The sequence below is a fragment of the Shewanella woodyi ATCC 51908 genome (assembly GCF_000019525.1).
In the GTDB taxonomy this organism is placed as follows: Bacteria; Pseudomonadota; Gammaproteobacteria; order Enterobacterales; family Shewanellaceae; genus Shewanella; species Shewanella woodyi.
This window is the reverse complement of record NC_010506.1, coordinates 5,658,095-5,671,905: the sequence shown is the minus strand read 5'-3', so window position 1 is coordinate 5,671,905 and position 13,811 is coordinate 5,658,095. Positions and strand designations below refer to the sequence as shown.

Annotated in this window: 8 protein-coding genes; all 8 read left to right on the top strand. The window is 45.3% G+C overall.

Annotated features, from left to right (window positions below; all coding sequences use genetic code 11):
- Window positions 1-3: 3 nt before the first annotated feature.
- Window positions 4-705: a 50S ribosomal protein L1 gene (gene rplA, locus SWOO_RS24105; RefSeq protein ID WP_012327269.1), complete on the top strand. Its 702-nt coding sequence runs from the start codon at window positions 4-6 to the stop codon at window positions 703-705.
- Between the two features lie 258 nt (window positions 706-963).
- A complete protein-coding gene (gene rplJ, locus SWOO_RS24100; protein WP_012327268.1) occupies window positions 964-1,464 on the top strand; it encodes a 50S ribosomal protein L10 in 501 nt (166 codons plus the stop codon).
- Between the two features lie 45 nt (window positions 1,465-1,509).
- A complete protein-coding gene (gene rplL, locus SWOO_RS24095) occupies window positions 1,510-1,878 on the top strand; it encodes a 50S ribosomal protein L7/L12 (RefSeq protein ID WP_012327267.1) in 369 nt (122 codons plus the stop codon).
- A gap of 237 nt (window positions 1,879-2,115) precedes the next feature.
- The gene (gene rpoB, locus SWOO_RS24090) at window positions 2,116-6,147 is read left to right on the top strand and encodes a DNA-directed RNA polymerase subunit beta (RefSeq protein ID WP_012327266.1); all 4,032 of its coding nucleotides are present in this window, start codon (window positions 2,116-2,118) and stop codon (window positions 6,145-6,147) included.
- 81 nt (window positions 6,148-6,228) lie between these two features.
- Window positions 6,229-10,446, top strand: coding sequence for a DNA-directed RNA polymerase subunit beta' (rpoC, locus tag SWOO_RS24085; protein WP_012327265.1), 4,218 nt, complete (start codon window positions 6,229-6,231; stop codon window positions 10,444-10,446).
- Between the two features lie 191 nt (window positions 10,447-10,637).
- Window positions 10,638-11,012 (top strand): 30S ribosomal protein S12, encoded by a 375-nt coding sequence (gene rpsL / locus SWOO_RS24080; protein WP_012327264.1) that lies wholly within the window; start codon window positions 10,638-10,640, stop codon window positions 11,010-11,012.
- A gap of 80 nt (window positions 11,013-11,092) precedes the next feature.
- A complete protein-coding gene (gene rpsG / locus SWOO_RS24075) occupies window positions 11,093-11,563 on the top strand; it encodes a 30S ribosomal protein S7 (protein WP_012327263.1) in 471 nt (156 codons plus the stop codon).
- 75 nt (window positions 11,564-11,638) lie between these two features.
- Window positions 11,639-13,735 (top strand): elongation factor G, encoded by a 2,097-nt coding sequence (fusA, locus tag SWOO_RS24070; RefSeq protein ID WP_012327262.1) that lies wholly within the window; start codon window positions 11,639-11,641, stop codon window positions 13,733-13,735.
- Window positions 13,736-13,811 lie beyond the last annotated feature (76 nt).

The window sequence follows — 13,811 nt, the reverse complement described above, 5'->3', positions numbered from 1 at the left end:
ATAATGGCAAAGCTAACTAAACGCGCTCGTTTGATCCGCGAAAAAGTAGAAGTAACTAAAAACTACGATATCAATGAAGCTGTTGCACTTCTAAAAGAACTAGCTACTGCTAAGTTCGTAGAAAGTGTTGACGTTGCTGTTAACCTTGGTGTTGACCCACGTAAATCTGACCAAAACGTTCGTGGTGCTACTGTACTACCACACGGTACTGGTCGTGAAGTTCGTGTTGCTGTATTCACCCAAGGTGCTAACGCTGAAGCGGCAACTGCTGCTGGCGCTGAGCTAGTTGGTATGGACGAGCTTGCTGCACAAGTTAAAGCTGGTGAGATGAACTTCGACGTAGTTATTGCATCTCCAGATGCAATGCGTGTTGTTGGTCAACTTGGTCAGATCTTAGGCCCACGTGGTCTAATGCCTAACCCTAAGACTGGCACTGTAACGCCTAACGTTGCTGAAGCTGTTAAGAACGCTAAAGCTGGTCAGGTTCGTTACCGTACAGACAAGAACGGTATTATCCACACTACTATCGGTAAAGTGGATTTTGAAACTGTTCAACTTAAAGAAAACCTAGAAGCCCTAATCGGTGCTCTTGTGAAGGCTAAGCCAGCTTCAGCTAAAGGTGTTTTCCTTAAGAAAGTAAGCATCTCTACCACTATGGGTGCAGGTGTTGCGGTTGACCAGGCTACTCTGGCTAAAGCGCTATAAATTTTACAAAGCGGGCGTATTAAATTATAATGCGCGCACTTTGTGGGTTGGGGCCTATTTCGTCACTGAGTGATGAAAGTAGGCTTCCGTCCAAGACCGTAGGTGTTACCTAAAGGTTAACTTAATCTCCTACGTAGACGGTGTCGGACCCCAGAAAGATTTTTTCTACTGGATAAGCACCGTAAGTCGCTAAACATTTAGGTGTTTAGCATGGTAATTGCTAGGGAATTCCCTAGATAGAATCCAGGAGTAAAGCCAATGGCATTAGGACTCGAAGACAAAAAAGCGATTGTTGCTGAAGTCAACGAAGCTGCCAAAGGTGCTTTATCTGCAGTTGTAGCCGATTCACGCGGTGTAACTGTAGGTGAAATGACCGGACTGCGTAGAGCAGCTCGTGAAGCCGGAGTTTACGTTAAAGTTGTTCGTAACACTCTAGTTAAACGCGCTGTAGCTGGTACTGATTTTGAGTGCTTAAGCGATACGTTTACTGGTCCTACTTTAATTGCATTCTCTAATGAGCACCCAGGTGCTGCAGCGCGTCTTCTTAAAGATTTCGCAACTGCACAAGAGAAGTTTGAAATTAAAGCAGCAGCCTTTGAAGGGGAAGTAATCCCTGCAGCCGATATTGATCGTTTAGCGAAATTGCCAACGTACGACGAAGCATTAGCTCAGTTGATGATGACTATGAAAGAAGCATCTGCTGGCAAATTTGTACGTCTACTGGCCGCACTTCGCGATCAAAAAGAAGAAGCAGCTTAAGTTTAAACTTGCTGCCTAAATTCAGAACATTAGGAATTTTTTGTTATGTCTATCACTAAAGACCAAATCTTAGAAGCCTTTGCAGAAATGTCTGTAATGGAAGTTGTTGAACTAATCGAAGCAATGGAAGAGAAGTTCGGCGTATCTGCTGCAGCTGCTGTTGTTGCTGGCGGTGCTGAAGGCGGTGCTGCTGCTGCTGAGCAAACTGAATTTGACGTTATGATGACTTCATTCGGTGCAAACAAAGTTGCAGTAATTAAAGCACTTCGTGGCGCTACAGGTCTTGGCCTGAAAGAAGCTAAAGCTATGGCTGAATCTGCTCCAGTAGCAGTTAAAGAAGGCCTAGAGAAAGCTGAAGCTGAAGCTCTTAAAGCTGAGCTAGAAGCAGCTGGTGCTGAAGTAGAAATCAAGTAAGTTAAATTTTAACTTACTAGCCTGAGCAATCAGGCGAGGGCTGGCGGTTTTTTAACCGTCGGCCTTTTTTGCGCTGTATGCGCAGGCGATTTTTTATTCACCGTTTATCGCCAGATTTTGCAGTTCCTAGCAGAGATTACTGGTTAGGTTCTTGCCATCAACGGTGATGGGCAAACGTGCTGTCTCAACATTTAGGTTGGTTCAGTCTTGGTCACATCTCGCAATCAGAGGAAACCCATGGTTTACTCCTATTCTGAAAAGAAGCGTATTCGCAAAGATTTTGGTAAACGTCCACAGGTTTTGGATATTCCTTATCTTTTGTCTATACAGTTGGACTCATTTAAAAAGTTCACCGATCAAGATCCTACAGGTGAGCGTGGTTTTGAAGCCGCTTTCCGTAGCGTTTTTCCCATCAAAAGTTTTTCTGGTAACTCAGAATTACAGTACGTTAGCTATAAGCTAGGCGAACCTGTTTTTGATGTGAAAGAGTGTCAAATCCGCGGCGTAACTTACTCTGCACCATTGCGCGTTAAATTGCGTATGGTTCTGTATGACCGTGAAGCAGCACCTGGCACAGTCAAAGACATTAAAGAGCAAGAAGTCTACATGGGGGATATCCCTCTGATGACTGAAAACGGTACCTTTGTTATCAATGGTACTGAGCGTGTTATCGTTTCTCAGCTACACCGTTCACCTGGTGTATTCTTTGATCATGACCGCGGCAAGACCCACTCTTCAGGTAAGGTGCTTTATAACGCACGTATTATTCCTTACCGTGGTTCTTGGTTAGATTTCGAATTCGATCCTAAAGATGCACTATTTGTACGTATTGACCGTCGTCGTAAACTTGCGGCTTCAATCATCCTACGTGCACTAGACTACTCTACTCAGGATATTTTGGATCTGTTCTTCGATCGCGTTAACTTTAAGATCAAGAAAGATTCATTAGTGATGGACCTTGTTGCAGAGCGCCTACGTGGTGAAACTGCCAGCTACGACATTAAAGATGTTGAAGGTACTATCATCGTTGAGAAAGGACGTCGTATTACTGCACGTCATATTCGTCAACTTGAGAAGAGCAATACCACTGAGCTTGAAGTGCCAGTAGATTACATCGTTGGTAAGATTTCAGGTCAAGACTATATTGATCCTGATACTGGCGAAGTATTGGTTTCTGCTAACGCAGAGATGACACTTGAAGATCTTGCTAAGCTTTCTTTGGCTGGTATCAAAGAGATAAGCACACTGTATATCAACGAGCTTGATAATGGTGCTTATATGTCAGATACATTGCGTATTGATTCTACAACTAACCGCCTTGAAGCGTTGGTTGAGATCTACCGTATGATGCGTCCTGGCGAGCCACCAACCAAAGATGCTGCAGAAGCGTTATTCCAGAACTTGTTCTTCAGTGAAGAGCGTTATGATCTATCTAAAGTAGGTCGTATGAAGTTCAACCGTCGTCTCGGTATCGATGATGACGAAGGTACTGGCATTCTATCTAAAGAAGATATCGTTGCTGTAATGAAGAACATCATCACTATCCGTAATGGTAATGATGAAGTTGATGATATCGATCACTTGGGTAACCGTCGTATCCGTAGTGTTGGTGAAATGGCTGAAAACCAGTTCCGTGTTGGTCTAGTTCGTGTAGAACGTGCCGTACGTGAGCGTTTAAGCCTTGGTGATCTTAATGAGCTAATGCCACAAGATCTTATCAACGCTAAGCCAATCTCTGCAGCAGTTAAAGAGTTCTTCGGTTCTTCTCAGCTGTCTCAGTTTATGGATCAGAACAACCCACTTTCAGAAGTGACACATAAGCGCCGTATTTCGGCTCTTGGTCCAGGTGGTTTGACCCGTGAACGTGCTGGTTTTGAAGTTCGAGATGTACACCCAACTCACTACGGTCGTTTATGTCCAATTGAGACCCCTGAAGGTCCAAACATTGGTCTAATTAACTCGTTAGCAAGTTTTGCGCGTACTAACTCTTATGGTTTCCTTGAAACACCTTACCGTAAGGTTATTGATGGTGTGGTTACTGATCAGGTCGATTACCTATCAGCAATCGAAGAGGGCCGTTACGTTATTGCACAGGCTATCGTCGACTTAGACGAAAATGGCCGCATGATGGATGAGCTTATCGCTTGTCGTCATAAAGGTGATTCAACCTTTATGGGTGCTGCAGATATCCAATATATGGATGTATCGCCACAGCAGATCATTTCAGTTGCAGCATCACTTATTCCGTTCCTAGAACACGATGATGCTAACCGCGCCTTGATGGGTGCGAACATGCAACGTCAGGCTGTACCAACACTAAAGGCTGATAAGCCACTAGTAGGTACAGGTATTGAGCGTACACTTGCTGTTGATTCTGGTGTTGTTGTCGTTGCTAAGCGTGGCGGTTACATCGACTATGTTGATGCAAGTCGTATCGTTGTTAAGGTTAACGAATCTGAGCTACGTCCAGGCGAAGCTGGTATCGATATCTACAACTTGACTAAGTACACGCGTTCTAACCAGAACACCTGTATTAACCAACGTCCTTGTTGTGCGATGGGCGATCCAGTTGTGACTGGTGACGTTCTTGCTGATGGTCCATCTACCGATTTGGGTGATTTGGCTCTTGGTCAGAACATGCGTATCGCGTTCATGCCTTGGAACGGTTACAACTTTGAGGATTCGATCCTTATTTCTGAGCGTGTAGCTCAAGAAGATCGTTTCACCACTATCCACATTCAAGAGCTTTCATGTATCGCTCGTGATACTAAGTTGGGTAGTGAAGAGATCACAGCTGATATTCCAAACGTTGGTGAATCTGCGCTTTCTAAGCTAGATGAATCAGGTATCGTTTATATCGGTGCTGAAGTTAAGGGTGGCGACATTCTGGTTGGTAAGGTGACACCTAAGGGTGAAACTCAGCTGACTCCAGAAGAGAAGCTTCTCCGTGCTATCTTCGGTGAGAAGGCCTCTGATGTTAAAGACAGCTCTCTACGCGTACCTAACTCTGTTAAAGGTACTATCATTGACGTTCAGGTATTTACCCGTGACGGCGTTGAGAAAGATAAGCGTGCTGTTGAAATTGAAGAGATGCATGTTCGTCAAGCTAAGAAAGACTTGACTGAAGAGTTCCAGATCCTCGAAGAGGGTGTTTATGGACGTGCACGTAACCTTCTACTGAGTGCTGGCTTCAACGAAGCTCAATTGGATGCTATTCCACGTTCACAACTGCTTTCTCAAAGCATTGATGACGAAGGTAAGCAGACTGAACTAGAGCAGCTTGCTGAGCAGCATGACGAGCTTAAAGCTGACTTCGATAAGAAGTTTGAAGTTAAGCGTCGCAAGATCACTCAAGGTGATGACTTAGCACCTGGCGTACTTAAGATTGTTAAGGTTTACCTAGCAGTTAAGCGTACAATCCAGCCTGGTGATAAGATGGCGGGTCGTCATGGTAACAAGGGTGTTATCTCTAAGATTAACCCTGTTGAAGATATGCCTTACGATGAGAATGGTAACCCAATCGACATCGTACTGAACCCACTTGGTGTACCATCGCGTATGAACATCGGTCAGGTTCTTGAGGTGCATCTTGGCGCAGCAGCTAAAGGTATCGGTGATAAGATCGCTGCAATGCTTGAAGAACAGCGTGAACTTGCTGAACTTCGTGGCTACATCAAAGAAGTTTATGAGTTAGGTGAAGAGGTGCAGCAGCGCGTCGATATCGATTCATTTACTGATGATGAAGTGGTTCGTCTTGCTAAGAACCTTAAAGGTGGTATCCCGACTGCGACTCCAGCATTCGATGGCGCGAAAGAGAAAGAGATCAAGGAGATGCTAGCATTAGCTGGTCTTCCTACTACTGGTCAGCGCAAATTGTTTGATGGTCGTACCGGTGATGAGTTTGAGCGTCAGGTAACTGTTGGTTACATGTACATGCTAAAACTTAACCACTTGGTTGATGATAAGATGCATGCTCGTTCTACGGGTTCTTACAGTCTTGTTACTCAGCAGCCATTGGGTGGTAAAGCTCAGTTTGGTGGTCAGCGTTTCGGTGAGATGGAAGTTTGGGCACTAGAAGCATACGGTGCCGCTTATACGCTTCAAGAGATGCTAACTGTTAAGTCTGATGATGTTAACGGTCGTACCAATATGTATAAGAATATTGTCGACGGTAACCACCAGATGCAACCAGGCATGCCAGAGTCTTTCAACGTATTGTTGAAGGAGATCCGTTCACTCGGTATTAATATCGAGTTGGATCAAGACTAAAACTAGTGACACACTAGTTTGGCAATAAATTGGTGCCTTGCAATAGCAGGGCACCCGGTTTAACTCCTTCAGGAGAGAAACGTGAAAGACTTATTAAAGTTTCTGAAACAGCAAAGCAAGACCGAAGAGTTTAACGGCATTAAGATCGGACTAGCGTCGCCAGATCTAATCCGCTCTTGGTCATTTGGTGAAGTTAAGAAGCCAGAAACCATTAACTACCGTACCTTTAAGCCTGAGCGTGAAGGCTTATTCTGTGCGCGTATTTTTGGTCCAGTAAAAGATTACGAATGTTTATGCGGTAAGTATAAACGTCTTAAGCACCGTGGTGTGATCTGTGAAAAGTGTGGCGTTGAAGTTACACAGACTAAAGTACGTCGTGAGCGTATGGGTCACATCGATCTCGCTAGCCCAGTTGCACACATTTGGTTCTTGAAGTCGCTTCCGTCTCGTATCGGTTTGATGCTAGACATGACACTTCGTGATATTGAACGTGTACTTTACTTCGAATCTTTCGTTGTAATCGAGCCTGGCATGACCAGTCTTGAACGTGGCCAAATGCTAACAGAAGAAAACTATCTGGATGCATTGGAAGAGTACGGTGATGAGTTTGAAGCTAAGATGGGTGCTGAAGCAGTTCTAGAATTGCTACGTGCTATCGATCTTGAAAAAGAGATTGATATGATGCGCGAAGAGTTGCCATCAATTAACTCTGAGACTCGTCGTAAGAAGATCACTAAGCGTCTTAAGCTTATTGAGGCATTCTTCCAGTCAGGTAACAAGCCTGAGTGGATGATCCTTAAAGTGCTACCGGTTCTGCCACCAGATCTACGTCCTCTAGTACCACTAGACGGCGGACGTTTTGCTACCTCTGATCTTAACGACCTTTACCGTCGTGTGATCAACCGTAACAATCGTCTAAAGCGTCTGTTAGACCTAGCTGCTCCAGACATCATCGTACGTAACGAAAAGCGTATGTTGCAAGAGTCTGTTGATGCCCTGCTAGATAACGGTCGTCGTGGTCGTGCTATTACGGGTTCTAACAAGCGTCCGCTTAAATCTTTGGCCGATATGATCAAAGGTAAGCAAGGTCGTTTCCGTCAGAACCTACTAGGTAAGCGTGTGGATTACTCTGGTCGTTCGGTAATTACCGTAGGTCCAACACTTCGCTTACATCAGTGTGGTCTTCCTAAGAAGATGGCACTTGAGCTATTTAAGCCTTTCATCTATGGCAAGCTAGAAGGCCGTGGTTTAGCGACTACGATCAAAGCTGCTAAGAAGATGGTAGAGCGTGAAGTTCCTGAAGTTTGGGATGTTCTAGATGATGTGATTCGTGAACACCCAGTGATGCTTAACCGTGCACCAACGCTGCACAGACTAGGTATCCAGGCATTTGAGCCAGTATTGATTGAAGGTAAAGCAATTCAGCTTCATCCTTTGGTTTGTGCGGCATACAACGCCGACTTCGATGGTGACCAAATGGCTGTTCACGTGCCGCTAACGCTGGAAGCTCAGCTAGAAGCACGTTCGCTTATGATGTCTACCAACAACATCCTATCACCAGCAAACGGTGAGCCGGTTATCACACCGTCACAGGACGTTGTATTGGGTCTGTACTACACCAGCCGTGAATGTGTAAACGGTAAAGGTGAAGGTATGGCGTTTGAGTCTATCGACGAAGTCGAGAAGGCTTACCGTACTAAAGTTGCTGCTATCCATGCTCGCATTAAAGTACGTGTAACAGAGACTCAAATTGCTGAGAACGGTGAGCGCACTGAATCACGTCGTATCGTTGATACTACGGTTGGTCGTGCACTGCTTTCTCGCATTTTGCCGAAAGGTCTATCTTATGATCTGGTTAACCAGAACATGGGTAAGAAGCAGATCTCTAAGCTATTGAACACTTGTTATCGTCAACTAGGTCTTAAAGATACTGTTATCTTTGCTGACCAATTGATGTATGCCGGTTTCCACTATGCAACTGTGTCGGGTGCCTCTGTAGGTATCAACGATATGGTTATTCCAGATGAGAAGTACACGCTAGTTGCTGACGCTGAAGCGGAAGTTCTTGAAATTCAAGAGCAGTTCCAATCAGGTCTAGTAACAGCTGGTGAGCGTTACAACAAGGTCATCGATATCTGGGCAAGTGCGAACGAGAAAGTTTCTAAAGCGATGATGGCTAACCTGTCTTCAGAGACAGTGATTAACCGTGATGGTGAAGAGGAAGAGCAAGAGTCGTTTAACAGCATCTATATGATGGCTGACTCGGGCGCTCGTGGTAGTGCTGCACAGATTCGTCAGTTGGCGGGTATGCGTGGTCTGATGGCTAAGCCGGATGGCTCTATCATCGAGACTCCGATCACAGCTAACTTCCGTGAAGGTCTGAACGTATCTCAATACTTTATCTCTACTCACGGTGCTCGTAAGGGTCTAGCGGATACGGCACTTAAGACGGCTAACTCTGGTTACCTAACTCGTCGTTTAGTAGACGTTGCACAAGATTTAGTTGTCATCGAAGAAGATTGTGGCACGTTCGAAGGTCTGACAATGAAACCACTTATTGAAGGTGGTGATGTTGTTGAGCCGTTACGTGAACGCGTTCTTGGTCGTGTTGTTGCTCAAGATGTACTTAAGCCTGGTACTGAAGAAGTACTTGTGCCACGCAATACACTGCTTGACGAAGCATGGTGTGACATCGTCGAAGAGAACTCTATCGATGAGATGATCGTTCGCTCAGTAATTAGCTGTGATACAGACTTCGGTGTGTGTGCTGCCTGTTACGGTCGTGACTTGGCTCGTGGCCATATCATCAACCAAGGTGAAGCTATTGGTGTTGTTGCTGCTCAGTCAATTGGTGAGCCTGGTACACAGCTTACGATGCGTACCTTCCACATTGGTGGTGCTGCATCTCGAGCGTCAGCTGAGAACAATGTTCAAGTTAAGAACCTTGGTACTCTTAAGCTGCACAATGCTAAGTACGTTACAAACAGCGTAGGCAAGTTGGTTATCGTTTCTCGTTCTTCAGAGCTTGCGATTATCGATGAGCTTGGTCGTGAGAAAGAGCGTTATAAGGTTCCTTACGGTACTGTACTTGAGAAGTTGGAAGATGATGCTGTTGCAGCTGGCGAAATTATCGCTAACTGGGATCCGCATACTCACCCAATCGTTTCTGAAGTAGCAGGTAGTATCAAGTTCGTTGATATGATTGAAGGTGTCACTATGACACGTCAAACAGATGAGCTAACTGGTCTATCTTCTATCGTGGTAATGGAAGTGGGTCAACGCCCAAGTGCGGGTAAAGAGATGCGTCCTGCGATCTGTCTAATCGGTGCCGATGGCAACGATCTGATGATCCCTGGAACTGAAGTTCCTGCGCAATACTTCTTACCTGGTAACGCGATTGTTGCTCAAGACGATAACGCACCAATTAACGTTGGTGACGCGCTAGCGCGTATTCCACAAGAATCGTCTAAGACTCGTGATATTACCGGTGGTCTACCTCGCGTAGCCGACTTGTTTGAAGCGCGTAAGCCTAAAGAGCCTGCAATTCTTGCTGAGCACTCAGGTACAATCTCGTTCGGTAAAGAGACTAAGGGTAAACGTCGTCTAGTTATCACACCAGCTGATGGTGGTGATCACTATGAAGAGATGATCCCTAAGTGGCGTAACCTAAACGTGTTCGAAGGTGAGAAAGTCGAACGTGGTGAGGTTATTGCTGATGGTGCTGAAGCTGCACATGATATTCTACGTCTACGTGGTATTCATAAAGTAGCTAACTACATCGTTAATGAAGTTCAGGACGTATACCGTCTACAGGGCGTAAAGATTAACGATAAGCACATCGAAGTTATCATTCGTCAAATGCTGCGTAAGTGTGAGATCACCAACGCAGGTGACAGTGAGTTCCTAGCAGGTGAGCAAGCTGAAGTATCACGTGTGAAGATCGCTAACCGCGAACTTGAAGCACAAGGTAAGCAGCCAGCAACCTTCGAGCGTGAGCTTCTTGGTATTACCAAGGCGTCTCTAGCTACTGAGTCATTTATCTCAGCAGCATCGTTCCAGGAAACCACACGCGTACTGACAGAAGCGGCAGTAGGCGGTAAGAGTGATAAGCTACGCGGTCTTAAAGAGAACGTGATCGTGGGTCGTCTGATCCCTGCTGGTACGGGTTACTCATACCATCAGAAGCGTAACGCTGAAACTGCAACAGGTACAGATACCGAAGCAGCACCAGTTATTAGCGCGAGTGAAGCAGAGCAGAACCTTGCCGATCTACTCAATCTAGCTGGAAGTTCTGATTAATTTAGTACTTCAAAAGTAAATAGATTGTAAAAAAGGCGCGTTTAGCGCCTTTTTTTTACTTTATATTGGTTAAAACTTGTCTATTTCTTGACAGATGAGCATTACCTTTCTAAAATTTCGCGTCCCACACCTGTGGGATATAGATTTTTCACACCTTACTGTTGAGTTTATCAACTGATTCGGAGCTATACATGGCAACTGTAAACCAGTTGGTACGTAAGCCTCGCGCGCCAAAAGTCGACAAGACTAATGTGCCTGCGTTGAATGCGTGTCCACAAAAACGTGGTGTTTGTACTCGCGTATACACAACCACACCAAAAAAACCTAACTCTGCACTACGTAAAGTAGCTCGTGTGCGTCTAACTAACGGTTTCGAAGTAACTTCGTACATCGGCGGTGAAGGCCACAACCTGCAGGAACACAGTGTAATCCTAATCCGTGGTGGTCGTGTTAAAGACTTACCTGGTGTGCGTTACCACACTGTACGTGGCGCTTTAGATTGTGCTGGCGTAAGCGAACGTCGTCAAGGTCGTTCAAAGTACGGTGCTAAGCGTCCTAAGTCTTAACGTTTTCCGTTAAGTAAGGCCAAGCTAGATAATATTGAGATTCCAGTTTTGGGGTCCCTGAAGCATACGGAGAAATTGTTATGCCAAGACGTCGCGTTGTAGGACAACGTAAAATCCTACCAGATCCAAAGTTTAATAGTGAGTTGTTGGCTAAGTTCATCAACGTCATTATGCAGGACGGCAAAAAGTCGACTGCAGAAAAGATTATTTACAAGGCACTTGATACTGTCGCTGAAAAGAAAAGCGAAGATCATCTAGTGATCCTTGAAGCAGCCCTGGAAAACGTTCGCCCATCAGTTGAGGTTAAATCTCGTCGTGTTGGTGGTTCTACTTACCAGGTACCATGTGAAGTACGCCCAGTTCGTCGTAACGCGTTGGGTATGCGTTGGTTGGTTGAAGCTGCACGTAAGCGTGGTGAAAAATCTATGGCTCTACGTCTAGCCGGTGAATTGCTAGACGCTTCAGAAAACAAAGGTACTGCTGTTAAGAAGCGCGAAGACGTGCATCGTATGGCAGAAGCAAACAAAGCGTTTGCTCATTACCGCTGGTAATCTGATGGAGCTGGCAATAGCCAGCTCCATATTCTACATCTCTAAGGCGTTTGCCTTAGTTAAGAGGGTTTAAACGTGGCTCGTACAACTCCGATTGAGCGCTACCGAAATATCGGTATCTGTGCTCATGTTGACGCAGGAAAAACCACAACGACAGAACGTGTTCTGTTCTATACCGGTATGTCTCATAAGATCGGTGAAGTTCATGATGGTGCTGCCACCATGGATTGGATGGAACAGGAGCAGGAGCGTGGTATTACTATCACCTCAGCTGCGACAACCACTTTCTGGCGTGGTATGGAGGCTCAATATTCTGAGCACCGTATCAACATCATCGATACTCCAGGTCACGTTGACTTCACAATTGAAGTTGAACGTTCGCTGCGTGTACTTGATGGTGCTGTAGTTGTTTTCTGTGGTTCGTCCGGTGTTGAACCACAATCTGAGACTGTTTGGCGTCAGGCTGATAAGTATCATGTTCCTCGCATCGTATTCGTCAATAAGATGGATCGTGCTGGTGCTGATTTTGACAGTGTGATTTCGCAGATCCGTAACCGTCTGGGAGCAACTTGTGTACCTATTCAAATGAATATTGGTGCAGAAGAGAATTTCAAAGGCGTTATCGACCTTATCAAGATGAAGGCTATTAACTGGTCTGAAGCTGATCAAGGTGCGACATTCGTCTATGAAGATATTCCTGCTGAGCTTGCTGATAAAGCGGCTGAAATGCGTGAATATCTCGTTGAAGCTGCAGCTGAAGCCTCTGAAGATCTGATGGATAAATACCTTGAAGAAGGTGAGCTATCAGAAGAAGAGATCAAGCTTGCATTGCGTCAACGTACTCTAGCTAACGAGATAGTCCTTGCTACTTGTGGTTCTGCATTTAAGAACAAAGGTGTGCAAGCGGTACTCGATGCTGTTGTTGATTACTTGCCATCTCCTATTGAGGTCCACGCAATCCGTGGCGTCAATGAGAAAGAGGAAGAAGTTTTGTGTCCAGCGGACGATGAAGCTCCTTTTGCTGCGTTGGCATTTAAAATTGCAACAGACCCATTTGTCGGTACGTTAACCTTTATGCGCGTTTATTCGGGTGTATTGGAGACCGGGGCTGCTGTTTACAATTCAGTTAAAGAAAAGCGGGAACGCATAGGTCGTATGGTGCAGATGCACGCTAATGACCGCCAAGAGATTAAAGAGGTTCGCGCTGGTGACATCGCGGCAGCTATTGGTCTTAAGGACGTAACTACAGGTGATACGCTTTGTGACATGAGTCGTAAAGTCATCTTAGAGCGTATGGATTTCCCTGAGCCTGTTATTACGATAGCCGTTGAACCAAGATCTCAAGCCGATGAGCAGAAGATGGGTATTGCGTTGCAAAAACTTGCAGCTGAAGATCCCTCTTTCCGTGTTGAAACAGATCCAGAATCTGGTCAAACACTGATCTCGGGTATGGGTGAGTTACACCTTGATATTATTGTCGACCGTATGCGTCGTGAATTTAGTGTTGAGTGTAACGTAGGTAAACCACAAGTCGCTTATCGTGAAACTATTCGCTCAAGTGTAGAAGTCGAAGGTAAATTTGTTCGTCAATCAGGTGGTCGGGGTCAATTCGGTCATGTTTGGTTGAAACTAGAGCCTCAAGAAGAGGGCTTTGGGTACGAATTTGCCAACGAGATTGTTGGTGGTGCTGTTCCAAAAGAATACATCCCAGCAGTTGATAAAGGTATTCAAGAGCAGATGAAGAGTGGCGTTATCGCTGGCTTCCCTCTTTTGGATGTGAAAGTTACTTTGTTTGATGGTTCATATCATGATGTGGACTCGAACGAAATGGCCTTCAAGGTTGCAGGTTCAATGGGCTTTAAGAAGGGCGCTTTAGAAGCTGATCCTGTACTATTAGAACCTTGCATGAAAGTTGAAGTCACAACGCCTGAAGATTATATGGGTGATGTGGTCGGAGACTTGAACCGTCGTCGTGGCTTGATCGAAGGTATGGATGACGGCATTGCCGGCGTCAAACTTGTTCACGCTACAGTACCTCTATCTGAAATGTTTGGATATGCAACTGATTTGCGCAGTGCAACTCAGGGACGTGCTTCTTACTCAATGGAGTTTTTGAAGTACTCTGACGCACCGCAGAACATTGCAAAAGCGGTTATGGAAGCACGAGGCTAATAGCCCGGACTTCATAACTGTAAATAAATTAATTGCTATTGCTCGGTTATAAGCCGAGCATTTCTGAAAAGAAAGG

Bases quoted from the DNA above. Each gene is read 5' to 3' on its own strand.
- rplA (WP_012327269.1), top strand. From the start codon at position 4: ATGGCAAAGCTAACTAAACGCGCTCGTTTGATCCGCGAAAAAGTAGAA.
- rplJ (WP_012327268.1), top strand. From the start codon at position 964: ATGGCATTAGGACTCGAAGACAAAAAAGCGATTGTTGCTGAAGTCAAC.
- rplL (WP_012327267.1), top strand. From the start codon at position 1,510: ATGTCTATCACTAAAGACCAAATCTTAGAAGCCTTTGCAGAAATGTCT.
- rpoB (WP_012327266.1), top strand. From the start codon at position 2,116: ATGGTTTACTCCTATTCTGAAAAGAAGCGTATTCGCAAAGATTTTGGT.
- rpsL (WP_012327264.1), top strand. From the start codon at position 10,638: ATGGCAACTGTAAACCAGTTGGTACGTAAGCCTCGCGCGCCAAAAGTC.
- rpsG (WP_012327263.1), top strand. From the start codon at position 11,093: ATGCCAAGACGTCGCGTTGTAGGACAACGTAAAATCCTACCAGATCCA.